This window comes from Psychrobacillus sp. (genome assembly GCF_032154225.1).
Taxonomy (GTDB): domain Bacteria; phylum Bacillota; class Bacilli; order Bacillales_A; family Planococcaceae; genus Psychrobacillus.
The window spans coordinates 263,868-289,371 of the sequence record NZ_JALDYF010000003.1 but is presented as its reverse complement, the minus strand read 5'-3'; the positions used below and the strand labels follow the sequence as shown (position 1 = coordinate 289,371).

Here is a 25,504-nt window from a genome sequence, read left to right as displayed (position 1 = left end):
TGACCAATTAGTCATTAGTATAAATAATTGAGTTATATAAGTCAATCAAGGGTAGGTGTAATAGTGAAAGGTTTAGTCAATTTTGTCTTGAAAAATAAATTAGCAGTTTGGCTGCTAACAATAATTATTACGGTATCTGGTATTTATTCTGGTACACAAATGAAAACAGAAACAATGCCGGATATTTCGATTCCATTCTTAATGGTAATGGGCGTTTATCCAGGGGCAACTCCTGAACAAGTGATGGAAGAAGTGTCGATTCCATTAGAGAAAGCGGTAGAAAATTTAGAAAACGTGAAGTCTGTTTATTCTAATTCGTATTCGAATATGGCAAGTATTCAAGTAGAGTACGAGTATGGTATTGATATGGATGAGGCGAAGAGAGCATTAGCGTCTTCGTTTGAAGCATTGAGCTTGCCAGAGGGAGCTCAAGCACCGACAATTACAGCGATTAGCATGAACATGATGCCTGTGATTGCTCTAAGTGTAAGTAGTGAAACAGAGGATATTGTTGAATTAACATCAACAGTAGAAGAAATATTACTTCCGAAAATTGAGAAAATAGACGGTGTAGCATCTGCAACTATTACAGGTCAGCATATTGAAGAAGTGCAGCTTACATATGATGAAGCTAAAATGGCTGAACTTGGTATAACAGAAGATGCAGTGAAACAAATGATTCAAGCGAGTGATCTAGCTGTATCATTAGGCCTTTATGAGTTTGAAGAAGGAGAACAAGCTGTTGCAATTGACGGTAAGTTCATGACAGCTGATGAATTAAAGGAAATGCTTATTCCTGCAACACCTTCAGCAACGAATCCATCGCCGTTTGTGAAACTTAGCGATATTGCAACAATTGAAGTAGTTGGTAAAGTACAATCGGTTTCTCGTACAAACGGGGAAAATGCAATTGCTATTCAAATTATTAAAGGGCAGCAAGCAAACACGGTAGATGTAGTAAATGCTGTAAAGAAATTGATCGAAGAGGAAGAAGCGACAATCGATGGTCTTGTTATAGATGTTTCACTTGACCAAGGTGCGCCAATTGAAAAATCTGTTTCAACGATGATTGAAAAAGCATTATTCGGTGGTTTAATTGCCATATTGATCATTCTTTTATTCTTACGTGATTTTAAATCAACTATTATTTCAATTGTATCTATTCCGGTTTCAATTTTCATGGCTTTATTGTTATTAAACTGGCTAGATATTACGTTAAATATTATGACGCTAGGAGCTATAACGGTTGCCATAGGTCGGGTAATTGATGACTCCATTGTAGTAGTTGAAAATATTTATCGTCGTCTACATTTAAAATCAGAGAAATTAACAGGTCGAGCACTTGTACGTGAAGCGACACTTGAAATGTTCAAACCAATTATGTCGTCAACATTAGTAACGGTTGCGGTATTTGCACCACTTATGTTAGTTGGTGGTATGGTCGGTGAGTTATTTATGCCTTTCGCATTAACGATGGCATTCGCGCTTATTGCTTCATTAATTGTTGCGATTACAATCGTTCCTGCATTATCTCACTTCTTATTTAAGAAAAAACTATATAGTGAGAAGACGGAAAGTAGTCATAAAGAGGCTGGTAAATTAGCTATTTGGTACAAAGGTATCCTTAAATGGACGTTAAATCATAAAGTGATTACTAGTATCATTTCGATTGTTTTATTAGCTGGAAGTATTGCGTTAATGCCGTTGATCGGCTTTAGTTTCATGGGTAGTGAAGAAGAGAAAGTGATGTACTTAACGTACACGCCAGAAACAGGCGAATTAAAGGATGAAACATTAGCGAATATTGAAGTTATAGAAGAAGAGCTATTAAAACGTGACGATATTGATATTGTTCAATTATCTGTTACGGAAAGTGGCGACCCGATGTCAGCAATGATGGGCGGAGGAACAGGTGGTGCTTTAATGTACCTAATCTTTGACCCAGACATGAAGGACTTCCCGAAAGCTCGTGAAGAAATTGAAGAGTATGTGTTCAATATTGGTCAATCAGGCGAATGGAAGAGTCAAAATTTCACTTCCATGTCGATGGCTACAAACGAAGTCAGCTACACGTTCTACAGTGAAAACTTAGATAAACTAAATGAAGCTGTAAAAATGGTAGAAGGCGTTATGAATGAAAATAAAGGTATAGAAGACGTGTCCTCGAGTGCCGAAGATGCATACGTAGAATACACGTTCAAAGTAGCGCAAGATGAATTATTACAGTATGGCTTAACAACAGGACAAATTGTTATGATGTTAAACCCATCAAAAACGCAAGATGTATTAACAACTGTTGAAAAAGATGGTAACACATTAAAAGTAATCGTACAGCAAGAAGAAGCTGCGCAACCGAAGTCAGTCGATGATATTTTAGCAACAGAAATACCGACTGCGCTTGGTACGACGATGAAGCTTTCTGAACTTGTTTCAGTTGAAAAAGGAACGACATTAAATACGCTTGCTCGAAGTAAAGGTGAATATTACGCAACTGTTTCAGGAACAATTATTGGTGCTGATATTTCGAAAGCTACATCTGAAGTAGATAAAGCGATTGATAAATTAGATTTACCTAAAGGAGTTACGATCGGTGTTGCTGGTGCAGCTGCAGATATGGCAGAAACATTTACGCAGCTTGCTGTGGCAATGCTAGCCGCAATCGCAATTGTGTACTTTATCCTAGTTGTAACATTCCGTGAAGGTGTCGCACCGTTTGCGATTCTATTCTCATTACCATTTGCAGTAATTGGTTCATTTGTTGGTTTATTGATCGCTGGTGAAACAATTTCGGTATCAGTAATGATGGGTCTGTTGATGTTAATAGGTATCGTAGTCACGAACGCTATTGTACTTGTGGATCGTATTATTCATATGGAACGTGATGGTATGACTATGCGTGAAGCGATTTTAGAAGCTGGTGTAACGCGTTTGCGTCCAATCTTAATGACAGCAATCGCAACGATTGGTGCGTTGATTCCATTAGCAGTTAGCTCTGGCGGTGGAGGCGGTTTAATCTCGAAAGGTCTTGGTATTACAGTAATCGGTGGTTTAATCAGTTCAACGTTATTAACGTTAATTGTTGTGCCAATCGTTTATGAACTATTATCTAAGCTTTTCAAGAAAAACCGTAAAGAAGAACAAGAAAACTAATCTTTTGGCCCTACAAGGTGAAAAATCATCTTGTAGGGCTTTTTTTGTAATTATGTGTAGTTGGAGCGGGTTTATGTGGCGATCATGGCGTTTTATGTGTGCTTTAAGTGAGTTTATGTGGTGTTAATTTCGTTGTATGTGGCAAACAGGTGTTTTGAACTACTAACTATAAAAGTTTAGAGTAGTTGTTTTGCAGACATATAGAACAAAGTCACGTATGGTGTAAAATAGTTTAAAACAGTTAAAAGGGGAATGAAAATGGCGCAGTCAATATTACATATGGCTTTAGTGGTGAAAGATTATGATGAAGCAATAGAATTTTATACGAAAAAGCTGAACTTCATCCTAGTAGAGGATACATATCAGCCGGAGCAGGATAAACGATGGGTAGTAGTATCACCATCGGGTTCTGGAACGGCAATTTTATTAGCTAGAGCCTCTAACCATGAGCAAGAGGCTTTCATCGGAAACCAGTCTGGTGGGCGCGTGTTTTTATTTTTAAGAACAGATGATTTTTGGACTGATTATAAAGAAATGGTTTCTAAAGGTATAGAGTTTGTGAGAGAACCAACTGAACAATCGTATGGAATCGTCGCGGTGTTTAAAGACTTATACGGAAACCTATGGGATTTACTCGAGCTTAATGAAACTCATCCGATGTATTTTAGGGATACGGGTAGTGATGAATTTTAGGGACATATGTCCTTTTCGAAATGTATGAATCTATCTTTTAATAGAGAGAACGTTATAAATGGAGGCGATGAAAATGAAAGGAATCATATTTGCGATATTAGGAGGAGCCTTTATTACTTTTCAAGGAGTAGCTAATGCGAGGATTAGTCAGGACATCGGTACTTGGCAAGCAACAAGTCTGACACAATTTACAGGATTCATACTAGCACTGGTAATCGTGCTGTTCGTGCGAGATGGCAAATTGCAAGCGTTTAAGCAAGTTAAACCACTTTATTTAACTGGTGGTGCATTTGCTGCAATTATTATTTTTAGCAATGTTACAGCTATTCATGAAATAGGAGTAACACTTACGATATCTGCTATTTTGATCGCTCAACTCAGTTTGACGTTTTTGATCGATAGCAGAGGATGGTTTGGGGTAACGAAGCTGAAAATGAAGCTACCGCAGTTTATTGGTTTAGCAATGATGGTAGTTGGCGTAGTCATATTGGGACTTTGATAGGAGGTAAAGGCTTATGAAGCAAGTGGAGGATCAGGAGCAGTTGCATAATTATTTGCGTATTCATCAAATTGAACCTGTATTCAACGAGGCATTGCTACCGCATTTGTCATTATGCGAGTTCGACGAAGGTGAAATTATTTGTGCGCAAGGAGATCCTCGTAGTCATTTGTATATACTTGTGAAGGGGAAAATAAAGATTTTTACGACTTCAACAGAAGGCAATAAGCTTATTCTTTCTTTTAAGTCTCCACTTGAAATAGTAGGGGATATTGAGTTCATACAAAATATTGAAATGATCAATACAGTTGAAGCTGTCACTCCTGTTACGATGATTCGTATCCACTACGATTGGCTCAATAAATACGGCAGTGACCATCCGCCATTCTTGCAATTTTTACTTAAAGTTATTACAAGAAAGTTTCATATTAAGAACAATTCCTTTGTTTTTAACTTGATGTATCCAGTGGAAGTGCGCTTAGCAAGTTATTTATTATCCATATCTTTTGATGAATCAAATGCTGATTTCCAAGGGCGTCTTAGCACAGCTAATTTAAAAGATGCAGCTGGCTTAATTGGCACAAGTTATAGACATCTTAATCGTGTGCTTAATCAGTTATGCGAAGCTGGACTTATTGAGCGAACGAAAGAGTTTATATTTGTTAAAGATTCGAAACGGCTGAGCGAACTGGCTCACCATAATATTTATGAATGATTAAGTCAGGAAGTGAAAATGATGGGTTTAGGGTTATCGATGGCGATTATTGGTGGAGTTTTTTTAAGCTTACAAAACATTTTTAATAGTAAAGTGAATGAACGAACAGGTCCTTGGGCTGCAACGGCACTTATATTGGGAATGGGATTTTTGTCTTCTCTTTTCATTGGTTTCATCGTGGAAGGGAAGCATATTATTAATTTTGGAAATATGGAAACATGGTATTGGTTTAGTGGAATTATCGGAGTAGGAGTTGTCAGTTGTTTGATGCAAAGCATTAAGTTGTTAGGACCTACTTATGCCATTGCGATTGCACTCACTTCTCAACTCTGTTTTGCGTTATTATGGGATTCACTTGGTTGGTTAGGTCTTGAACAAGTGCGTTTTACATTCCAACAGCTATTAGGAGTGCTAGTAATTATTGGCGGAATTATTGTTTTTAAATTTGGCGGTAAAACAGAAGAAGCAAAAGTGTCAAATATGAAAGAAGAGCTGTCCTAAAGTAACATTTGGACGGCTCTTTTGCTATTTCTATTGATTTTTTTGCTTCACTACTTGTAGCACTAGCTGTAGCCCCTCTTTTAATTCCTCTAATGTGGCATAGGCGTATGAAAGACGTATATGATGGAAGTCTTTTGGGTCGTAAAGATACCCTGGGTTAATCAGGACATTTTGTTTGATTAACTGTTGAAAAAAAGCTTTGTTTACAATTGGTTCATTGAATCGTAACCAAATGTAAAAGCCTCCTATTGGTGTTTCCCATGTAGCAACTTCTTTAAAATATTGTAGCAAAATTTCTATTACGAAATTAGCACGTGTTTTTAATTGTTCTCGCAATTTTTCCAAATGTTTTTCATATAAGTCTGTCGTAAGCCAATGTGCAACGATTTGCTGTGAGAAGCCACTTGACCCGTAATCCATTTGCATTTTAACATCGGCTAATCGATGAATGACAGGTTCTGGTGCGACGAGCCAGCCGATTCGAAGGCCGGGACTCAATGTTTTAGACACGCTGCCAATATAGATTACTTGCCCTGCTTGATCCAAGGATTTCATTGCTGGTGGAGTATCTACAAACGCTAATTCATGGTAAACATCATCTTCAATGATTGGTATTTGTAATGAAGTGCATAGTTCTAGTAATTTTTTTCTTTCATCAAGCGACAGAATATTGCCAGATGGGTTATTCAACGTAGGTACACAATAAAATAGTGATTGTTTCTTACCCTTCAATGTTTGCAATTTTTCTATAAGCTGTCGAACCCTTTTCACTGGAAAGACACGCATACCAGCTGACTGGAAAGGTTGAATCGACTGGAGATAGGAAGGTGACTCTAAAAATATATTAGACTGTTGTTCAAGTAAGCCTACAGAAATAAGCTGTAATGCTTGAATTGCCCCAGAGGTGATTAAGATACTTTCAGGTGAAGTATTAATCCCTCTTTTTCGTAGATATTCGGTTAATGCAATTCGTAATTTTTTACTGCCTTTTGGTTCTGAATAGCTAATATCTCTAGCTTGTATAGTAAGGTTACGAAAAGATTGTTCCAGTAATGTGGTTGGAAGTAAATCGGGAGAAAGCTCCCCAGTACCTAGCCGAATAATAGTTTGGTTTTGCTCGTACTCATTAATTAGCTGGATCGTATGAATATTTGCTTCATGAATACTTGCGTGAATATGGTGATGCCAATTTGCTTGCTCTTTTTGAAGAAGTAAGTTCCAACTGCTATTGGATACGTAAGTACTGCCTCCTATTCTCGTTTCAAGTATGCCATTTGCTTTAAGTTCGTCTAGCACTTGTATGATAGTGCTACGATTTACATCTAACGTTTCTGCGAGCTTTCGCTGAGAAGGTAGTATTGTGCCGATTGTCCATTCGCCTTGCTGAATGCGCGTGCTGATCCAGTCATAAATTTGTTCGTGAAGTGTAAGATGTGATGCGCGATTTGGCTTCCATTGCATAATTATTAATCCTTTTTAAATTGGTTGGATAGAAAACCATCCAATTGGTTGTTTTCTTTTAGTTTTATCATAGTTAAAGTTAGAAGGGAAGGGGGTTTTACATATGGAAGCTATGATACATGGTATTTTATTAGCGTTTGGACTGATTTTACCGCTAGGTGTACAGAATGTTTTTATCTTTACGCAAGGGGCAACACAACCGAATATTTTTAAAGCTCTACCAGCAACGATAACTGCCGCTCTTTGTGATACGTTATTGATTTTATTGGCGGTGTTTGGGTTGTCTGCAATTGTGCTGCAATTTGAGTGGCTACGAACTGGCTTGATGGTCGTAGGTATTTTGTTTTTGCTTTATATGGGGTATTCCATATGGAAATCAAAGGCATCCACAGTAAAAACAGGTCAGAGCATGACGGTGAAAAAACAAATACTGTTTGCAATGTCCGTATCACTATTAAATCCACATGCTATTTTAGATACAATTGGAGTCATAGGGACTAGTGCTTTACGTTATGTAAATACGGAACAACTACTTTTCACAGTAGCTTGTATAACTGTATCATGGTGTTGGTTTTTAGGTTTAACTGTTGTGGGAGCTACTTTAAAAAAGATGGATGGATCAGGTGCTATTATGAACGCTTTTAATAAATGCTCCGCAGTTTTTATATGGTGTACAGCATTATTGCTGTTAACGGATTTATTTTGAGTGAGGATACTGCCTATTTTGAAAAAGTTCTTTTCTTTTAAATGAAAACGTTTTATAATTGGTATAGACCACTATACCGAGGAGAATAAACACATATAAACAAAACGAAAGAATCCAATTTAAAGGAGGTGGAACTTGTGATGAAAACAATGCTAATTTCAAACATTACAATTGTTAATCATGACCAAGTAGAGTTTATTGGTGATTTATTTCTAAAGGATGGAAAAATAGAAAAAGTCGGTCAGAATTTATTAGTAGAAGCAGATGTACGAATAGATGCTTCTTCTAAAGAATGGACTGTCGTGCCAGGTTATATCGATATGCATATCCATGGCTCAGCAGGCTTCGACGTAATGGATGCGACAGAAGAAGCGCTTAGGGGAATGGCTTATTCATTAGTAAAAGAAGGAACGACCAGTTTTTTAGCGACGACAATGACGCAGGCAATTGATGCAATAGACGCAGCTTTAGAAAATATTGCGCGTTTTGTAAATCATGCAGATGAAGCGGAGTTGTTAGGTGTTCATTTGGAAGGACCTTTTGTTTCCACAAAGCGAGGGGGGGCACAACCAGTTGAGCACATGATTGTCCCTTCTATAGACCAGTTTAACAAGTGGCAGCAACTAAGTGGGAATCAGATCAAACAAATAACAGTTGCACCAGAATTGTCGAATGGTTTGTCATTTGTGGAATCGCTAAGTGAGCAAGGTATTGTTGTATCAATTGGGCATTCTGATGCAACGGTAGTGGAAGTAGAGCAGGCAGTGAAATCAGGAGTAAGGCAAGCTACTCATCTATTTAACCAAATGCGTCCTTTTCATCACCGAGAACCAGGTGTTGTAGGAGCAGTGTTAATCGAGGAACGTGTAAAAACAGAGATTATTGTTGATTTTATCCATTGTCATTCGGATGCTGTGAAAATGGCGTATTTACTGAAGAAGTCTTCTGGTGTAATTCTTATTACAGATGCAATGCGGGCAAAAGGGCTAGCTAATGGTGATTATGATTTAGGTGGACAAACTGTGCATGTAACAGAGCAAGGTGCGCATCTTTCTAATGGTGCACTTGCAGGTAGCGTACTTACGATGGATGCAGCAGTGCGCAATATACAAAAAGTTGCGGGATGCTCATTGCAAGAACTTGTTGCCATGTCTTCCTTCAATGCAGCTAAGCAATTAAACCTTGCAAATAAAGGCTATATTGCAGAAGGATTCGATGCAGATTTAGTTATTTTAGACAAAGGGTTACATGTTCAAAAAACAATTTGTCGAGGTAATTTAGTATTTGAGAACTAGTAGGAGCTGTAACGAAAGGGAATGAGCGATTTGATAGATAAAAGTTCTCATGTACCAATATATGTTCAAATAGAAGAGTTGCTAAAGCAACGTATATATGAAGAACATTATAAAATCGGTGAAAATATTCCTTCTGAGCGAGAATTATCCGAGCAATTAGGTGTTAGTCGAATGACGGTAAGACAGTCTATAACAAACTTAGTAAATGTCGGTTTGCTGTACAGAGAAAAAGGGAGAGGCACATTTGTTGCTAATCCTAAGCTAGAGCAGCCGTTGAATGGGTTGACTAGTTTTACAGAGGATATGAAAGCAAGGGGTATGGAGCCAAGTAGCAAAGTTGTTCGTTTTGAGAAGGTTATTCCAGCAACTGATATTGCAAGGGATTTGCAACTAGGGCAAGGAGAGGCAGTCTTCTATGTTGTACGAATAAGATATGCTGACCGGAAACCGATGGCAATTGAAAGAACGTATATACCTGTTAAGGTGTTTCCAGATTTAGATGAAAAGGAAATTATCGGATCACTTTATGCCTTAATTGAAGAAAAGTATCATCAGAAAATCGGAAATGCCATTCAACAAATGGAAGCAGCTATTGTTGCAAAAGAAGATAGTAAATATTTGCAAATTAATAATGTTTCTGCTGTACTAATCATCAAAAGAATAAGTTTTTTAACCGATGGTGTTCCATTCGAATTGGTACGTAGTACGTACCGTGCAGATCGTTATAAATTCATAAGTGAGATTCAGAGGTGATGATATGAAATCTTATTTTCAGGAAATCCAAAGCTTATTGCAAAATGTAATGACGAAGGAACAAGATCATATTGAAGAAGCTTCGAAAATTGTCATAGAAAGTCTTCGGAAAGGTGGTATTATTCAACTATTTGGTTGTGGGCATTCTCATCTGTTAGCTCAAGAAGCATATTATCGAGCTGGTGGACTTGTACCAGTACGACCGATATCCATCGAACCACTTATGCTTCATAAAGGTGCATTAACATCTTCGAGAAATGAAAAGGATCCAACTTTTATAGATAGACATAAGGAAGACTTTGATTTTAATGAAAATGATGTACTAATTGTAATTTCGACCTCTGGACGCAATGCAGCACCTATTGATGTTACACTACTAGCAAAAGAAAAAGGTGTTCCAGTTATTTCACTACAATCTTTAGAGTACAAGGAACAATTATCCAGACATAGTAGTGAGAAACGCTTAGAAGAAGTCGCTGATTTTACGTTAAATACGCATATACCAGTTGGTGATGGTTTGATGAATCATCAAGGTATGCAATATGGACCGGCTTCTACTGTTATTGGTGCTACTATACTGACTGAGTTATTTTGTCAGGTTATACATGCATTAGGCGAAGAAATGGATGTCTTACCAGTGTTTGAAAGCGCGAATGTTTCTAGTAGTTCAGCACATAATGATACTATGATTGCCAAATATAGAAATCGTATCAACTTTGAATAAAAAAATTGGAGGTTTTATTAATGGAAAAAACATTTAAAATTACAACACCTGAAGGGTTACATGCTAGACCATCTACATTATTAGTATCAGCAGTGGCTGCGTTTACATCGGATGTTCAACTTACTTACAATGAACGCACAGTAAACTTGAAATCTATTATGGGTGTTATGGCGCAAGGAATTTCTCCTGGAGCAGTAGTTACAATTTCTGCTGAAGGCGATGATGAGGAAGCGGCAATTGCTAAAGTAACGGAAGTAATTACTTCTCAAGGAATTGGCGAAGAATGCTAGAACTTCATGGGATTCCTGTTTCTGATGGTATAGCGATTGCAAGTGCTTATTGTTTAGTAGAACCAGATTTGTCCTTTGAGAAGACTTACATTACGAATGTAGAGGAAGAAAAAGCAAGATTAAGAGAAGCGATTCAAAAAGCAAAGCTAGAGCTAGAAGCTATTCGTGAAAAAGCGAAAGTTAAATTTGGAGAAGAGAAGGCAGCTATTTTTTCTGCCCACCTTCTCGTATTAGAAGATCTGGAAATGCTATCTTCGATTGAAACAAAGATTCAAGATGGAGTGAATGCAGAGTTTGCATTGCATGAAGTATCTTCTATGTTCATTGGTATGTTCGAAGCGATGGATAATGAGTATATGAAAGAGCGCGCAGCAGATATTCAAGATGTTGCGAAACGCTTATTATCTCATTTACTTGGTGTAGAGATATTAGATTATAGTAGCTTATCGACAGAAGTTATTATCGTTGCAGAAGATTTAACACCTTCTATGACAGCACAGCTGGATAAGAAGTATGTAAAAGGCTTCGTTACGAATATCGGTGGAAGAACATCACATTCGGCTATTTTAGCACGTACAATGGGCATTCCAGCAATTGTAGGAGCTAAAACCGCAACGCTAGACATTCCACATGGCACGTCAATTATTATGGATGGTGCAAGTGGAAAGGTTATTGTAGATGCAACAGAAGAAGTAGCGAATTTCTATATTACTTCTCAAAAAGATTTTGAACAAGAGAGCGAACTACTGGAGCAGTATGTTGCCTTGCCGAGCGTAAGTGCAGATGGGCACCATGTAGAAATCGCTGGAAATATCGGTAAGCCGGAAGATGTGGATGCAATTGTTGCGAATGGCGGAGATGGCGTAGGTTTATTCCGTACTGAATTTTTATATATGGAACGAGAAGAACTGCCAAATGAAGAAGAACAATTCGTTGCTTATAAAACAGTTCTAGAGAAAATGGACGGCAAACCAACTGTCGTGCGCACTTTAGATATTGGTGGGGATAAGGAACTTCCATATTTAAAATTTGATTCCGAAATGAACCCGTTCTTAGGCTATCGAGCTATTAGGTTATGTTTGGATCAACAAGATATTTTCCGTACGCAATTGCGTGCATTATTAAGAGCAAGTGTATACGGGAATTTGAAAATTATGTTTCCGATGATTGCAACATTAGACGAGTTCAGAGCAGCGAAATCATTGCTTTTAGAAGAGCGTCAATTGCTTGAAAATGAAGGTATTGCAGTTTCGGATCAAATTGAAGTTGGAATGATGGTAGAAATTCCATCAGCTGCTGTAATTGCTGATTTGTTTGCAAAGGAAGCAGATTTCTTATCTATTGGAACAAATGATTTAATACAATATACATTTGCAGCAGATCGTATGAATGAAAAAGTTGCTTATTTGTACCAGCCATACCATCCTGCCATTTTAAGGCTCGTGAAAATGGTCATAGATGCTGCACATAGCAATGGTAAATGGGTAGGAATGTGCGGTGAAATGGCTGGAGATGAAGTTGCAATTCCTATTTTATTGGGACTAGGGTTGGATGAGTTTTCAATGAGTGCATCATCGATGTTAAAAGCTCGTGCTCAGATTGCACAGCTATCAAAAGAACAATTGGCTAAGCATATGGATCATCTATTAATGTTACCAACTTCAGCTGAAGTAAAGGTATATGTAGAGCAAAACCTGTAGGGCAACATGTAATTTCAAAGGAGCGAGCACTCAGATGAAAATTCAATTAGTACCTGAAAAGGACTATGAACAAGTCCACCGATTAAGAGATTATAGTTTTCCCAGTAAGTATAAAGGTGCTCGAAGGGATGATTTTCAGTATTGGATGGAACATAGTACGACAATAGGTGCCTATGATGAGCAAAAGCTAGTAGGTCAATTACTTGTGCTACCGTTAAATATGACTGTGCATGGTGTGAATTACGACATGGGTGGAATTGGTTTTGTAGCAACATATCCTGAATATCGCAATCAGGGAATTATGAAAAAACTAATGACTAAATCGCTAGAAAAAATGCGTCAAAATAAGCAATACATATCTGTATTAGCGCCGTTTTCCGTATCATTCTATCGACATTTTGGTTGGGAACTATTTTTTGATAAGCTACATTATTCTATTCCATCCGAATCTTTCCCGCAGTTTGGGAATAAAATCGATAATATAAAACGTTTTAGTTTTGAATGGATGAACGAAGAAGTTTTTCAGGCCATTCAGCATTTTCATAATGAGCATGCGATGACCAATAACGGCGGCATGTGTAGGAATACAGCATGGTGGAATCGAATTGCTAGAAGAGATCCAGATAGCCATTTTGCTGCTTATTTTGATGGTGAAACACTAGCTGGCTATATTCGATACGACATAAAGAATTTAACGTTTATCGTAAAAGATTTTGTGGTGCTAGATACGTTAGCTGAACAGGCGCTTTGGCGTTTTGTAACGTCTCATAAGGCAAGTGTTTATACAATCGAAGGGGACACTTCTGCTGCTAGTCATTTTGGTTTCCATTTTGATCAACCGCAGTTTAAAAAAGAAGTATCGCAAGAAGTAATGGTAAGAATCGTGGACGTACTTCCTTTTCTCCAACAGTATTCATGGGATAACTTAAAAGAATCTTTATATGTGTCCATTAAAGATCCTTTCGCTCCTTGGAATGAAAAACTTTTTCACATAAATAAATTTGGTGAAATTGACATAATGGAGGAAAGTTTAGTAGAAACGAAACATATCTTATCATTACCGATAACAATATTTTCTTCGATGATCGTTGGTTATCTATCGGTGAAAGAAGCATTATTGTATGCAAACTATACTTTAAAAAAAGAGGCGGTAGAAAATTGGATGCAAGCAGTCCGAAATGAACAGCCGACATTTTACGAGTATTTTTAACTTTATTTGAGTTAATAAAAAATTTTGAACTTTAAACTGGACTATACCAGTCAGGGTTATAGTCTGAAACTTCTAGTATTTGCGAGCTAGTCCAATTACTTTTACTTCATTTAATGGAAATTAAATGATTAAAAAGTGGTTGTGGTATATACCAATAAGTGATATTCTCATTTTAAGAAAGCGATTACAACTTGTAGAGGAGTGCTGACAATGAAAAATATTATGTTAGTTTGTGTGGCAGGGATGAGTACAAGTTTACTTGTAACAAAAATGCAAAAAGCAGCAAAGGAACAAAATGTAGAAGCCGAAATTTTCGCCATAGCAGAAGGTGAAGTAGATAAAGTTCTAGGAAGTAAAAGTGTAGACGTAATGTTACTAGGACCACAAATACGCTATTTAAAAGGATCTTTTGAAACTAAATATGCAGATAAAAATATTCCTATCGATGTCATCAACATGTCGGATTATGGCATGATGAACGGTGCGAATGTCCTGGAACATGCTTTAAAGTTAATTGGATAAGGAGTGTTAAATATGGAAGATACAGCATTAATGCAGTCAATTATGGGGTTAATATTGCATAGCGGCAACACAAAGAGTGAGTGTATGGAAGCTATTCAATTAGCGAAAAAAGGGGAAATTAGTGCGGCTAAGGAGAAAATTGAATTAGCAAATCAGTCACTGGTAGAAGCGCATCATTCTCAAACAGCTTTACTGACACAAGAAGCTAGAGGTGAAAAAGTAGAAGTTTCGATTCTACTTATACACGCGCAAGATCACTTAATGAATTCAATTACTTTCCGTGATTTAGCAAAGGAAATGATTGATTTATACGAACGTTTACCGGGGGGAAAACATCAGCAATGATGTTAACTATATAAAAAAAGATATTACAAAGGGGAGTGTGTAGAATGTTCCAATGGTTAGAGAAAAATTTTGTGCCAGTAGCAGCAAGAATTGGTAGTCAGCGTCATTTAGTAGCAATTCGTGACGGTTTTATTTCCATCATGCCGCTTACTATTCTTGGGTCGTTTGCGGTATTAATTAACAACTTACCTATTAAGTTCTATCAAAATGCACTAGATTCGATTTGGGATCATGGTACTTGGACGCAATGGGGCGGCAATATGTGGAGTGCATCATTCGGTATTATTTCACTTTTATTAGCATTCACAGTTGCTTATCATTTAGCAAGAAGCTATGACAAGGACGGATTGTCCGCAGGGGTTATCGGTCTAGCGAGTTATATGACATTTGGTACTTTTGGCGAAGGTGGTTTATCAGGCTTAACAACGGGTACAGGCGGTATATTCGTAGCCTTAATCGCAGCTTTAGTTTCTTCAGAAATATTTTCCCGTTTATCTGGTAATAGCAAACTATTAATAAAAATGCCAGATAGTGTACCACCAGCAGTTTCAAAATCATTTGCAGCATTACTACCAGCAATTATTACTGTAGGGTCAATTGCTTTAATTCGTACAATTATTTCAGCAGGTTTCGAAATTCCAGATATTATTGGTTCATTCTATACAGCAATTCAAGAACCGTTTATGGGCTTAACGAATACATGGGTTGCAGCATTACTATTAGCATTCATTCCAGCATTCTTATGGACATTAGGTGTTCATGGTGCGAATATTATCGATCCATTTATGCAAACTATTAATCTACCAGCAATTGATGCAAACGTTGCAGCACTTGCAAGTGGAGATGTAGCACCATACATTATCAATAAACCATTCTTTGATGCATTTGTTAATATGGGTGGATCGGGTACAACGATCGCGTTAGTTATCGCAATTTTCATAATCGCTAGGAAGAATAAACAGTATAGTACTGTAGGTAAATTATCAGCAGGTCCTGGACTTTTCAATATCAATGAACCTTTGCTGTTCGGTCTACCGATAGTTTTAAATCCATTATTAGTTATTCCATTTATCATGACACCAATGGTTAACGTATCTATTGCATACTTTGCGACAAAATTTGGGTTGGTTCCAGCAGCAACTATTGCAGCACCTTGGGTAACGCCACCTGTAATAAATGGATTCTTAGTTACACAATCATGGGCAGGAGCGGCACTAAGTTTATTCCTTATTGTACTTTCGGTTTGTATTTACTTACCATTCGTAGCAATGGCAAACCGTACAGCAAAAATTCAGGAAGAAAAAGCAGCAGCATCAAAATAAGCATATGCATGTGCAATAAGCGGAGGTATTCAAATGAGAAGATTAGGAATTTCAATTTATCCTCAACACAGTACAATGGAAGAAATGAAAAGCTATATTCAGCTAGCGCACGATAATGGCTTTGATCGTATCTTCACTTGTCTAATGTCTATGAAAAGTGATGAGGAAAGAGAAAAACTTCAACAAATCAATCAATTTGCACAACAACTTGGCTTTGATATTTCCGCCGATATTGCACCGCAAGTGTTTGAAGAGTTAGGTTTAACGTACCGAGATATTGCTTATTTAAAGGAACATTACTATTTAGACGCTTTACGCTTAGATATGGGATTCTCTGGTCAAGAGGAGGCGTTCATGTCATTGGACGCTTCTAATCTGAAAGTAGAGTTGAATATTAGTAATGGTACGAAATATGTAGAAAATATATTATCGTATATGCCAAACCGAGCAAATATTATCGGTTGTCATAACTTTTATCCAAGACAATATACAGGTCTTTCACGCAAGCAGTTTTTAGCATCTTCGCAGCTCTTTAAAAATAATCATATTCGTACAGCGGCAATGATTTCTTCTGGACATGCTACATTTGGTCCTTGGGAAGTTACACTGCACGGGTTACCAACATTAGAAGAGCATCGTCATCTACCGATTACTGTTCAAGCGAAAGATCTGTGGCATACAGGTTTAATCGATGATTTAATCATTGGGAATATGTATGCTTCTGAGGAAGAGCTAAAGGCATTGGGTAGTATGAATCGAAACAAGTTAGAGTTAGCTGTAGTAACATCAGCTGAAACAACTGCTCTGGAAGAGAAAGTAATTTTTGAAGAGCCGCATTTTAACCGCGGTGATGTGTCTGAGTATGTTATTCGTAGCACACAGTCACGTGTTAAATACAAAAATGAACCCTTTCCAGCACATGATGTAGAAAGCATTGAATTAGGCGACATAACAATCGATAACGATTTAGATATTCGTTACAAAGGGGAGCTACAAGTAGCGTTAAAAGAAATACCAAACGCAGGCTGTACAAATATTGTAGCGAAAGTAGTTGCGGAGGAACGTTTTCTACTAGAACAAATTCAACCATGGGAATCCTTTGGTTTTACAAAATCATTTAATTGATGAAAAAAGGATTGGGCATGGTATCTACTTGCCCAATCCTTTTTGTTCTAATATAAAAAAATAAGAAAACAGAGGTGTAAAATGGCTATTAAATTTGAGGTATGGCAAAATCCAGATGAGTTATATAACCGTGCAGTTGATGTCATTTCAACGCAGTTACAAGATGGGGCTACGACATTCGGACTAGCTACTGGTGGAACGATGATTCCGCTTTATAAAAAATTAAGAAATAGCAGTCTAGACTTTTCTCATTGTCAAAGTGTAAATTTAGATGAATATGTTGGCATTCCACAAGATCATTCAGAAAGTTACTACACTTTTATGAAAAATCAACTGTTTGAGGCAAAGCCGTTTCAAACAACTAATTTACCAAATGGCGAAGCAACAGATGTTCATGAAGAAGCGAATCGTTATGAAAGCCTATTAAAATCTCTTAATCTAGACGTTCAATTACTAGGCGTTGGAGAAAATGGACATATTGGTTTCAATGAGCCAAGTACACCGTTTGCTAGTGAAACACATGTTGTGGAGCTAACTTCTTCAACTAGAGAAGCAAATGCACGCTTTTTTAACTCAATTGATGAAGTGCCTAAAGAAGCGATTACGATGGGGATTTCTTCAATTTTACGAGCGAATTGTATTTTATTAATCGCGGTTGGTGAGAAAAAAAGAGCTGCAATTGAAGCATTAGTAAAGGGGGAAGTTACAGAAGATATTCCAGTAACAAGCCTTTGTAATCATCCGAATGTAATTGTTTTGACGGATTTGAATGTTATATAAGAAGGAGCTCTGTCTTTTGCGAAGGGCAGGTTTTTTGTGAGTTTCGACGTTGGTTTTGGGGGTTTCAAATTGTTCTTTGGGGTATTCAATAGTTACTTTGGCGGTTTCGGGCTAAACAAGCTTGTTAATATGCTTAGACTATGGCAGTATATAAGCGTATAAGGAACACTATAATACTGAACGGAGGAAATAAAGTATGTCAGCTTTACCAAATTGCCCAAAATGTAAGTCAGAATATACATATGAGGATGGAAGTCTTTTCGTTTGCCCAGAATGTGCCCATGAGTGGTCATTAGAAGCAAATGAAAATAGTGATGATAAAAAGATTGTAAAAGATGCGAATGGAAACGTTTTGAACGATGGTGATTCTGTAACTGTTATTAAAGATTTGAAAGTAAAAGGAACTTCATCTGTCGTGAAGATTGGTACTAAGGTGAAAAGTATTCGTCTAGTCGACGGGGACCATGACATTGATTGTAAAATTGATGGATTTGGTGCGATGAAATTAAAATCAGAGTTTGTTAAAAAAATATAACAATGAAAACTAGCTACCTCTTAATTTAGAAGGGCTAGTTTTTTAAAAAAGAAAGTATATAAGCATTTCTATATGCTTTTTTATTAATTAATTTGTGCAAACGCTTGTATTATACTATTCGAAATATTAATATTGTTCTAACAAATGATAGGCTGGATGGTGATATAGAATGGTAAATCACAAAGAAAACTGGTGGAAGCGAAGTGTCGTTTATCAAATTTATCCAAGAAGTTTTATGGATTCCAATGGTGATGGCATTGGTGATTTGAAAGGAATTGTTTCTAAGCTTAGTTATATAGAAAAACTCGGTATAGATGTTATTTGGTTAAGTCCAATCTATGATTCTCCAAATGACGATAATGGATATGATATTCGAAATTACCGAACAATTATGAAAGAGTTTGGGTCTATGGATGATTTCGAGCAATTGATTAATGAAGCGAAGCAACGAGGAATTCGAATTGTGATGGACCTTGTAGTGAATCACACTTCGGACGAACACGCCTGGTTTGTGGAATCAAGAAATTCCAAGCATTCTAAATATCGTGATTACTACGTATGGCGAGATGGTAATGAAGGACAGCTGCCTAACAATTGGGGTTCTATATTTTCGGGATCTGCTTGGGAAAAAGATGATGCCACGGATTCCTACTATCTGCATTTATTTTCTAAAAAACAACCAGATTTGAACTGGGAATACGAGCCCTTGCGAAATGAAATTTACGATATGATGACTTACTGGTTGGAAAAAGGAATTGGCGGTTTTCGTATGGATGTCATTAACTTCATATCGAAAGATGAGCAATTACCTGACGGAGTAATCCATCCTAACCAAGTATATGGAGATGGCAGCCCATATTTTATGAATGGGCCAAAAATTCATACTTATTTGCGTGAAATGAACGAAAAGGTTTTAAGTCATTATGATGTCCTAACTGTTGGAGAAATGCCTGGGACTACACCAGAAGATGCATCAGCTTATACGAATCCTGACAATAAAGAAATGAATATGGTTTTTACATTTGAGCATATGGATTTAGATAGTGGACCTTATGAAAAATGGGACGTACAACCACTAAACTTAGTTGATTTGAAACGAAGTTTTGAAAAGTGGCAGCATGCACTACATAAAGTGGGCTGGAATAGCCTATATTGGAATAACCATGATCAGCCACGAATTGTTTCTCGCTTTGGTAATGACGGAGAATACCGTGAGCTGTCTGCTAAAATGTTAGCAATTTGTCTGCACTTGCTCCAAGGAACTCCTTATATTTATCAGGGAGAAGAGCTGGGCATGACGAATATAAAGCTTGATAAGATTAGTGATTATCGAGACATTGAAACACTAAATATATTCGAAGAAAAAAAGATGCAGGGAATTGCGCATGAAACGATTATGTCGAGTATTTATGCGAAAGGTCGAGATAATGCAAGAACCCCTATGCAATGGACAGCTGATGGTGGATTCACAACTGGAACACCTTGGATACAAATGAATACGAATAGTTCATATATTAATGCGGAACAGGCACTTGCTGAGCCCTCATCTATTTTCTATACGTATCAAAAGCTTATCCAGTTACGAAAAGAATACGATATTATTACAAACGGTAGTTTCAATTTATTAGTGCCTGATCATCCGAATCTTTTTGTATATAAACGGCAAACAGTGCAAGAAGAATGGTTAATCATAACGAATTTTTCCGATCAAACGGAACAGCTTGAGTGGAACGTCTGTAATGTAAAAAAAGAAAATGCTAAAATTATGATAGCTAACTATGAAACTCCTAAAATAGATGGGGAAATTTTAGAAATACGTCCGTATGAGGCGTTTGTGCTAGCTTTTGAAAGGAGATAGAAGATTGAAGAAAGTATTAGGTGTTGATATTGGTGGAACCAAAATACGGATGGGTGTTGTAAATGAGGCTGGTGAGGTTATAACCGACATAACAATTCCTACAATTGTTCCGTTATATCCTTATTTAGAAGAACAGATTTTAAAAGTAAAAGCAGATTTTCCTGATCTTGCAAGTATTGGTATTGGTACAAGAGGAATGGTTGATGCTGAAACAGGTGTTATAACATTCGAAACAGATCTAGAAGGCTGGCAAGGAACAGCGGTGAAATCTCAATTAGAAGCAGCAACAGGTTTGCGTGTAGAGGTTAACAACGACGCTAACTGTGCAGCATTAGGAGAAGCACGATTAGGAGCAGCATCTGAATTCAAGCGAGTTGTTTGTTTTACCATTGGCACTTGGTTAGGTGGAGGGCTTATTTTTGATGGGAAAATTATGAACGGCGCACATGGTGGTGCAGGTGAAGTCGGTCATTTTATCTTATATCCAAATGGAATTCCTTGTAAGTGTGGAAGAGCTGGATGCAGTGAGCAGTATGTGTCAGGGACTGCATTAAAAAGGTTGATTAAAGAAGAAAATGTTCTTCATCCAGAAACAGAAGAACTTGTGAAACCACAGGATCTTTTTCAATTAGCTACAGCTGGTGTTCCAAGTGCAATAGTAGCGCGCGATCGCTTTTTGTCCGATTTTGCGATAGTTATTGCTAATCTTCAAGCAATATTGGACATGGACTGTGTTGTAGTTGGTGGAGGGGTTTCAGAGTCAGCAGATGATTGGTGGGAACTTCTACTGGAGAAAGTAGAACCACTAAAGCTTAAGCCACTAGAATTGAAACGTGCTATCTTTGGAAATGAAGCAGGGATGCTAGGAGCAGCTATGCTTGTTATTGATTCAAAAGATTACTCGAATAAACGCTAAAAGTTGGGAAAAAGTGCATTCCATTAAGTGAATGCACTTTTTTTAAAAAAAACAGAATTGCGTATCAATTAAGTATTGTTTTCATATATATGGTGTGTTAGGATAAATTTAATAAATATTTGTGCAAACGTTTTCATAGGCTTCGCTATTGATTTTTTTTGATAGTTTGTGCAAACGTTTTCGCAAAAATAAAAACATGGGGGAGAACGTATGAAAAGTAAATGGCGCGCGGGTATATTAGCAGCTTCTTTAGGTTTAGCAGGAGTATTAGCAGGTTGTAGTTCAGGGGAAGAAAGCACTGGTTCAGAATCAAAACCGAAACCAGAAGATAACAATCCAAAAGTAGAGCAAGTAACCTTAGATGTTTTTCAATTTAAAGTAGAGTTTAAAGATCAGTTTGAAGCAGTAGCGAAAGCGTACGAAGAGGAAAACGAAAACGTGAAAATCAATATCACGACTGTCGGTGGTGGGGAAGATTATGGCGCGGCACTACGTTCAAAATTCGCGTCTGGTAAGGAACCGGCAATTTATAATATTGGTGGACCACAAGATGTAGCAGACTGGTTAGATAAATTAGCAGACTTATCAGATACTGCGGCAGCAAAAGCAGCACTAGACGGTTCATTAGCAGGAGTTTCAGTGGAAGGGAAAGTATTAGGTCTTCCATATAACCAAGAAGGATATGGTTTAATTTATAATAAAAACGTTTTTGAAAAAGCAGGAATTGATCCAGCTTCTATTAAAGATCTTGCCTCTTTAGAAGCGGCAGTAAAAGAGTTGGATAGCAAAAAAGCTGAATTAGGTCTTGAAGCTGTATTTGCTTTACCAGGAAAAGAAACATGGGTAACGGGATTACATTTATCCAATACTTTTATTGCTCCAGAATTTGATAACAATGTATTAACGGCTTTTGATTCAAAAACGATTGATTTCAAATATGGTGATGCATTCAAAAAAGTATTAGATCTTCAAAATGACTATTCTGTACAACCGACTGTAAGTCTAGATTATTCAAGACAAGTAGAGGAGTTATTCTCTCTTCAAAAAGTTGCAATGATTCAACAAGGTAACTGGGTATATGGTTCAATCGCAGGAATTGATGAGGAGTTTGCAAACAACGGTATCGGCATTTTACCGATTCCTGTTGATGGATACAGAGGAGATAACATTCCAGTTGGAATTCCAATGTACTGGGGCGTAAACAGTAATGCGGATGATGCAGTTGTAGCAGCATCAAAAGATTTCTTAGACTGGTTATATACTTCTGATACTGGAAAAGACACTGTGTTAAATGATTTTAAATTCATCCCTGCATATGAAGGGTATGATTCTTCTAAAATCTCTGATCCGCTTTCAAAAGATGTTTATGAATATGCAGAGCAAGGCAAAACAATTGGTTGGGCATTCATGGGGTATCCGACTGGATGGGGCCAAGATGAGTTAGGTGTTCAAATCCAAAAATATTTAAGCGATGAAGCAAGTTGGGAAGAAGTTGTTGATGCAACGAAGAAAGCTTGGGAAGCTGCACGTCCATAATAAAATAATTGGTTTTGAAACAAAGTAGCCTCCGTGCTACTTTGTTTAGTAAGAAGAAAGAAAACATGGCCTTTTACCTTTTCAGGGGTAAAAGGGACATGTTTGCCACTTTGGAGGTGAGCAAATGCGTACACGAGATTTATCCTACTGGGTATTTTTAATGCCTGTATTAGCTGCATTAACATTAGTTGTTATAGCTCCTTTACTATTAGGAGTTTACTATTCTTTCACCGATTGGAATGGAATTCAGACGAAAGGCTTCGTCGGGTTTGATAATTACATGGCATTACTTCAAGACGAACGTTTCCTTGATTCACTTTGGTTCACAACGAAGTTTTCCGTCGTATCTGTCATTCTGATCAATCTTATTGGTTTGTCACTTGCGCTTCTCGTAACAGCTAAATTAAAAACAAATAAGCTATTACGTACTATTTTCTTTATGCCAAATTTAATTGGTGGGTTAATACTGGGATTCATTTGGCAGTTTATCTTTACAAAAGCATTCGCAGGTTTCGGTTCAATTGTAGGTATTGAAAGTTTAAAAGGATGGTTATCCACTCCTACTACTGGTTTTTGGGGACTTGTCATTTTGATGAGTTGGCAAATGTCAGGGTATATAATGGTCATCTATATTGCCTACTTAGAAGGAGTCTCAAAGGAATTGATTGAAGCAGCTGAAATCGATGGAGCTAATGCATTTCAAAGATTTCGTCATATAGTATTCCCGCTTGTTGCTCCAGCCTTTACTGTTAGTATGTTTTTAACACTATCAAATACATTTAAGCTATACGATCAAAACCTTTCTTTAACAGGAGGGGGTCCATATAACTCAACTCAAATGGTGGCTATGGAAATATTTAATACAGCATTTGGTCGATATGATATGGCATATGCACAAGCGAAAGCTGTTATCTTTTTTGTAATTGTTGCTATCATAGCGTTATTGCAAGTTTATATTTCTAAGAAACGTGAGGTGGAAATGTAATGCGTAAAAAGTATTTAATTCCACTTGAGATATTAGGAGTACTGTTGGCTCTCCTTTGGTTAGCACCGTTCTATTTAATGATAGTAAACTCTTTAAAAACGAAGCGTGAAATTTTTGAAGATACTTTAAAGCTTCCGAGTTCCGTTACATTCGATAACTATGTGCAGGCATTTTCAGAGTTAGACTTCTTTAGAACATTTGCAAACTCTTTAATCATTACAGGGGCTAGTGTTGTCCTTATAATTATTTTTTCAGCAATGGCAGCATATGCACTTTCACGTGCAAAAAGTCGAATCAGTACAGTCATTTTCTTTCTGTTTGTTGCAGCTATGCTCATTCCGTTTCAATCTGTTATGATTCCACTCGTCACCATTTTCGGTAAGTTTGAAATGTTAAATCGAGTAGGTATTATATTTATGTATATCGGATTTGGTGCTAGCTTATCGATTTTTTTATACCACGGTGCATTAAATTCGATTCCAAAAACTTTAGATGAAGCTGCTACAATAGATGGAGCAAATAGATTTCAAGTGTTTTGGTACATCATATTTCCGATGCTAAAGCCAATAACTGTAACAGTAGGAATTTTAAATACGATTTGGATTTGGAATGATTATTTACTCCCTTCTCTTGTTATTAATCAAAAAGGAATGGAGACAATACCGTTAAAAATGTTCTTTTTCTTCGGAGAATATACAAAACAATGGCATCTAGCACTTGCTGGATTAACATTAGCCATTATTCCGATCATCATTGCTTATTTCTTTGCTCAACGAGAAATTATAAAAGGTGTATCCGATGGAGCCGTAAAATAAATGTTGGAAGGAGGGGGACTTATTGACTGTTACAATTATTGATGTGGCAAGAGAAGCGAATGTTTCTCCATCTACAGTCTCTCGGGTTATTGCAGACAACCCAAGAATTAGTGAACAGACAAAGCGCAAAGTAAGAGAGGTAATGGAACAGTTAGAATACTACCCTAACTTTCAAGCAAGGAATTTAGCAGCAAAAAGCACGAAGACAATCGGTGTCATTATGTCTCATTCTACTTCATTAGCATTTCAAAATCCGTTCTTCCCAGAAGTTATTCGTGGGATATGTACAAGTGCTCATGCTAGCCAGTATGGCATCTATTTGTCTACAGGGGCTACCGAAGAAGAAATTTATCAAGAAGTTGTATCGATGGTGCAAGGAAGAAAGGTAGATGGAATTATTCTGCTTTACTCCCGTGTGAATGATCGTACGATGACATATTTAAAAGATTCGAAATTCCCATTTACGATGGTTGGGCGTCCTTATAAATATGAAAGTGAAATTACATATATCGATAATGATAATAGGGCAATTGCTCATGATGTGGTGGACTATCTGTTTCAATTAGGGCATCGACATATTGCATTCATTGGAGGAAATCTTGAGTTTGTCGTTTCAATGGATCGTTTAGGAGGTTACAAGCAGGCTTTAAAAGATGCGGGACTATCTTATGCAGACGAATATTTTATACATGACAATGCTTTTAAATCAAAGGAAAAAAACAGTATTTATAGTTTGATGAAACTTGATAAGCCACCAACAGCAATTGTTGCACATGATGATTTAGTAGCGTATGAGGTCATTAGATATTTAGAAGAGCTTTCCATTCAAGTGCCACAGAATGTTTCTATTGTGAGCTTTAATAATCACGCATTATCGGCTTATGTGAAGCCACCTTTAACTTCAGTCGATATTTCGATATTTGAGTTAGGGTTTGAGGCAACCAATTTCTTACTTGAAAAAGTGCAAGATCCAAAAGCAACTGTGAAGCATCATTTTGTACCAACAACTCTTATTGAGCGTGAATCATGTAGAAATATAAATGGATTTGGCTAATAAATACTAAAAAG

At 37.1% G+C, this 25,504-nt stretch carries 25 protein-coding genes; 24 read left to right on the top strand and 1 reads right to left on the bottom strand.

What is annotated here, in order from left to right; all coding sequences use genetic code 11:
- Window positions 1-63: 63 nt before the first annotated feature.
- From RUH95_RS07155 to RUH95_RS07135, 5 genes are all read left to right on the top strand, one after another.
- Window positions 64-3,150, top strand: a complete 3,087-nt coding sequence (locus RUH95_RS07155) for an efflux RND transporter permease subunit (RefSeq protein WP_313892153.1) — start codon at window positions 64-66, stop codon at window positions 3,148-3,150.
- 258 nt (window positions 3,151-3,408) lie between these two features.
- Complete coding sequence (locus RUH95_RS07150) at window positions 3,409-3,843, top strand: VOC family protein (RefSeq protein WP_313892152.1); 435 nt, start codon at window positions 3,409-3,411, stop codon at window positions 3,841-3,843.
- 73 nt (window positions 3,844-3,916) lie between these two features.
- Window positions 3,917-4,342, top strand: coding sequence for a DMT family transporter (locus tag RUH95_RS07145; protein ID WP_313892151.1), 426 nt, complete (start codon window positions 3,917-3,919; stop codon window positions 4,340-4,342).
- A gap of 16 nt (window positions 4,343-4,358) precedes the next feature.
- Window positions 4,359-5,057, top strand: a complete 699-nt coding sequence (locus RUH95_RS07140; RefSeq protein ID WP_313892150.1) for a Crp/Fnr family transcriptional regulator — start codon at window positions 4,359-4,361, stop codon at window positions 5,055-5,057.
- Between the two features lie 21 nt (window positions 5,058-5,078).
- Window positions 5,079-5,558, top strand: a complete 480-nt coding sequence (locus RUH95_RS07135) for a DMT family transporter (RefSeq protein WP_313892210.1) — start codon at window positions 5,079-5,081, stop codon at window positions 5,556-5,558.
- A gap of 30 nt (window positions 5,559-5,588) precedes the next feature.
- Here the strand turns inward: RUH95_RS07135 and RUH95_RS07130 are convergent, their stop codons facing one another.
- Complete coding sequence (locus tag RUH95_RS07130) at window positions 5,589-7,019, bottom strand: aminotransferase-like domain-containing protein (protein ID WP_313892149.1); 1,431 nt, start codon at window positions 7,017-7,019, stop codon at window positions 5,589-5,591.
- Between the two features lie 103 nt (window positions 7,020-7,122).
- Between RUH95_RS07130 and RUH95_RS07125 the strand changes: the two genes are divergently transcribed.
- From RUH95_RS07125 to RUH95_RS07035, 19 genes are all read left to right on the top strand, one after another.
- Complete coding sequence (locus tag RUH95_RS07125; RefSeq protein ID WP_313892148.1) at window positions 7,123-7,725, top strand: LysE/ArgO family amino acid transporter; 603 nt, start codon at window positions 7,123-7,125, stop codon at window positions 7,723-7,725.
- 140 nt (window positions 7,726-7,865) lie between these two features.
- Window positions 7,866-9,020, top strand: coding sequence for an N-acetylglucosamine-6-phosphate deacetylase (gene nagA / locus RUH95_RS07120; protein WP_313892209.1), 1,155 nt, complete (start codon window positions 7,866-7,868; stop codon window positions 9,018-9,020).
- Between the two features lie 30 nt (window positions 9,021-9,050).
- Complete coding sequence (locus RUH95_RS07115) at window positions 9,051-9,773, top strand: GntR family transcriptional regulator (RefSeq protein WP_313892208.1); 723 nt, start codon at window positions 9,051-9,053, stop codon at window positions 9,771-9,773.
- A gap of 4 nt (window positions 9,774-9,777) precedes the next feature.
- Window positions 9,778-10,497: a sugar isomerase domain-containing protein gene (locus tag RUH95_RS07110; RefSeq protein ID WP_313892147.1), complete on the top strand. Its 720-nt coding sequence runs from the start codon at window positions 9,778-9,780 to the stop codon at window positions 10,495-10,497.
- 20 nt (window positions 10,498-10,517) lie between these two features.
- Complete coding sequence (locus RUH95_RS07105) at window positions 10,518-10,787, top strand: phosphocarrier protein HPr (RefSeq protein ID WP_313892146.1); 270 nt, start codon at window positions 10,518-10,520, stop codon at window positions 10,785-10,787.
- A complete protein-coding gene (gene ptsP / locus RUH95_RS07100) occupies window positions 10,781-12,487 on the top strand; it encodes a phosphoenolpyruvate--protein phosphotransferase (RefSeq protein ID WP_313892145.1) in 1,707 nt (568 codons plus the stop codon). The genes RUH95_RS07105 and ptsP overlap by 7 nt, the downstream gene beginning before the upstream one ends.
- A gap of 34 nt (window positions 12,488-12,521) precedes the next feature.
- Window positions 12,522-13,697 (top strand): GNAT family N-acetyltransferase, encoded by a 1,176-nt coding sequence (locus tag RUH95_RS07095; protein WP_313892144.1) that lies wholly within the window; start codon window positions 12,522-12,524, stop codon window positions 13,695-13,697.
- 210 nt (window positions 13,698-13,907) lie between these two features.
- A complete protein-coding gene (locus RUH95_RS07090) occupies window positions 13,908-14,219 on the top strand; it encodes a PTS sugar transporter subunit IIB (protein WP_313892143.1) in 312 nt (103 codons plus the stop codon).
- 12 nt (window positions 14,220-14,231) lie between these two features.
- Window positions 14,232-14,564, top strand: a complete 333-nt coding sequence (locus tag RUH95_RS07085; RefSeq protein ID WP_313892142.1) for a PTS sugar transporter subunit IIA — start codon at window positions 14,232-14,234, stop codon at window positions 14,562-14,564.
- A gap of 44 nt (window positions 14,565-14,608) precedes the next feature.
- Window positions 14,609-15,886 carry a PTS sugar transporter subunit IIC gene (locus RUH95_RS07080; RefSeq protein ID WP_313892141.1) on the top strand — a complete coding sequence of 426 codons (1,278 nt, stop codon included), beginning with the start codon at window positions 14,609-14,611 and terminating at the stop codon, window positions 15,884-15,886.
- A 33-nt stretch (window positions 15,887-15,919) separates the two neighbouring features.
- Window positions 15,920-17,011, top strand: a complete 1,092-nt coding sequence (locus tag RUH95_RS07075; protein WP_313892140.1) for a DUF871 domain-containing protein — start codon at window positions 15,920-15,922, stop codon at window positions 17,009-17,011.
- Window positions 17,012-17,092: 81 nt separating this feature from the next.
- Window positions 17,093-17,791 carry a glucosamine-6-phosphate deaminase gene (locus tag RUH95_RS07070; protein WP_313892139.1) on the top strand — a complete coding sequence of 233 codons (699 nt, stop codon included), beginning with the start codon at window positions 17,093-17,095 and terminating at the stop codon, window positions 17,789-17,791.
- Between the two features lie 196 nt (window positions 17,792-17,987).
- Window positions 17,988-18,326 (top strand): zinc ribbon domain-containing protein YjdM, encoded by a 339-nt coding sequence (locus RUH95_RS07065; RefSeq protein ID WP_313892138.1) that lies wholly within the window; start codon window positions 17,988-17,990, stop codon window positions 18,324-18,326.
- Window positions 18,327-18,495: 169 nt separating this feature from the next.
- Window positions 18,496-20,184 carry a glycoside hydrolase family 13 protein gene (locus tag RUH95_RS07060; RefSeq protein WP_313892137.1) on the top strand — a complete coding sequence of 563 codons (1,689 nt, stop codon included), beginning with the start codon at window positions 18,496-18,498 and terminating at the stop codon, window positions 20,182-20,184.
- A 4-nt stretch (window positions 20,185-20,188) separates the two neighbouring features.
- On the top strand, window positions 20,189-21,100 hold the full coding sequence (locus RUH95_RS07055; RefSeq protein ID WP_313892136.1) for an ROK family protein: 912 nt from the start codon (window positions 20,189-20,191) through the stop codon (window positions 21,098-21,100).
- 210 nt (window positions 21,101-21,310) lie between these two features.
- The gene (locus RUH95_RS07050) at window positions 21,311-22,636 is read left to right on the top strand and encodes an ABC transporter substrate-binding protein (protein ID WP_313892135.1); all 1,326 of its coding nucleotides are present in this window, start codon (window positions 21,311-21,313) and stop codon (window positions 22,634-22,636) included.
- A gap of 124 nt (window positions 22,637-22,760) precedes the next feature.
- The gene (locus RUH95_RS07045; protein WP_313892134.1) at window positions 22,761-23,621 is read left to right on the top strand and encodes a carbohydrate ABC transporter permease; all 861 of its coding nucleotides are present in this window, start codon (window positions 22,761-22,763) and stop codon (window positions 23,619-23,621) included.
- A complete protein-coding gene (locus tag RUH95_RS07040) occupies window positions 23,621-24,436 on the top strand; it encodes a carbohydrate ABC transporter permease (protein ID WP_313892133.1) in 816 nt (271 codons plus the stop codon). The genes RUH95_RS07045 and RUH95_RS07040 overlap by 1 nt, the downstream gene beginning before the upstream one ends.
- Before the next feature lie 22 nt (window positions 24,437-24,458).
- Window positions 24,459-25,490, top strand: coding sequence for a LacI family DNA-binding transcriptional regulator (locus tag RUH95_RS07035; protein WP_313892132.1), 1,032 nt, complete (start codon window positions 24,459-24,461; stop codon window positions 25,488-25,490).
- Window positions 25,491-25,504 lie beyond the last annotated feature (14 nt).

What these genes read in the sequence shown, in the direction of transcription:
- RUH95_RS07065 (WP_313892138.1), top strand. Translation starts at nt 17,988, where the DNA reads ATGTCAGCTTTACCAAATTGCCCAAAATGTAAGTCAGAATATACATAT.
- RUH95_RS07135 (WP_313892210.1), top strand. Translation starts at nt 5,079, where the DNA reads ATGGGTTTAGGGTTATCGATGGCGATTATTGGTGGAGTTTTTTTAAGC.
- RUH95_RS07125 (WP_313892148.1), top strand. Translation starts at nt 7,123, where the DNA reads ATGGAAGCTATGATACATGGTATTTTATTAGCGTTTGGACTGATTTTA.
- RUH95_RS07070 (WP_313892139.1), top strand. Translation starts at nt 17,093, where the DNA reads ATGGCTATTAAATTTGAGGTATGGCAAAATCCAGATGAGTTATATAAC.
- RUH95_RS07145 (WP_313892151.1), top strand. Translation starts at nt 3,917, where the DNA reads ATGAAAGGAATCATATTTGCGATATTAGGAGGAGCCTTTATTACTTTT.
- RUH95_RS07095 (WP_313892144.1), top strand. Translation starts at nt 12,522, where the DNA reads ATGAAAATTCAATTAGTACCTGAAAAGGACTATGAACAAGTCCACCGA.
- RUH95_RS07060 (WP_313892137.1), top strand. Translation starts at nt 18,496, where the DNA reads ATGGTAAATCACAAAGAAAACTGGTGGAAGCGAAGTGTCGTTTATCAA.
- RUH95_RS07140 (WP_313892150.1), top strand. Translation starts at nt 4,359, where the DNA reads ATGAAGCAAGTGGAGGATCAGGAGCAGTTGCATAATTATTTGCGTATT.
- RUH95_RS07105 (WP_313892146.1), top strand. Translation starts at nt 10,518, where the DNA reads ATGGAAAAAACATTTAAAATTACAACACCTGAAGGGTTACATGCTAGA.
- RUH95_RS07080 (WP_313892141.1), top strand. Translation starts at nt 14,609, where the DNA reads ATGTTCCAATGGTTAGAGAAAAATTTTGTGCCAGTAGCAGCAAGAATT.
- nagA (WP_313892209.1), top strand. Translation starts at nt 7,866, where the DNA reads ATGAAAACAATGCTAATTTCAAACATTACAATTGTTAATCATGACCAA.
- RUH95_RS07085 (WP_313892142.1), top strand. Translation starts at nt 14,232, where the DNA reads ATGGAAGATACAGCATTAATGCAGTCAATTATGGGGTTAATATTGCAT.
- RUH95_RS07110 (WP_313892147.1), top strand. Translation starts at nt 9,778, where the DNA reads ATGAAATCTTATTTTCAGGAAATCCAAAGCTTATTGCAAAATGTAATG.
- RUH95_RS07075 (WP_313892140.1), top strand. Translation starts at nt 15,920, where the DNA reads ATGAGAAGATTAGGAATTTCAATTTATCCTCAACACAGTACAATGGAA.
- RUH95_RS07040 (WP_313892133.1), top strand. Translation starts at nt 23,621, where the DNA reads ATGCGTAAAAAGTATTTAATTCCACTTGAGATATTAGGAGTACTGTTG.
- ptsP (WP_313892145.1), top strand. Translation starts at nt 10,781, where the DNA reads ATGCTAGAACTTCATGGGATTCCTGTTTCTGATGGTATAGCGATTGCA.
- RUH95_RS07090 (WP_313892143.1), top strand. Translation starts at nt 13,908, where the DNA reads ATGAAAAATATTATGTTAGTTTGTGTGGCAGGGATGAGTACAAGTTTA.
- RUH95_RS07130 (WP_313892149.1), bottom strand. Translation starts at nt 7,019, where the DNA reads ATGCAATGGAAGCCAAATCGCGCATCACATCTTACACTTCACGAACAA.
- RUH95_RS07050 (WP_313892135.1), top strand. Translation starts at nt 21,311, where the DNA reads ATGAAAAGTAAATGGCGCGCGGGTATATTAGCAGCTTCTTTAGGTTTA.
- RUH95_RS07045 (WP_313892134.1), top strand. Translation starts at nt 22,761, where the DNA reads ATGCGTACACGAGATTTATCCTACTGGGTATTTTTAATGCCTGTATTA.
- RUH95_RS07150 (WP_313892152.1), top strand. Translation starts at nt 3,409, where the DNA reads ATGGCGCAGTCAATATTACATATGGCTTTAGTGGTGAAAGATTATGAT.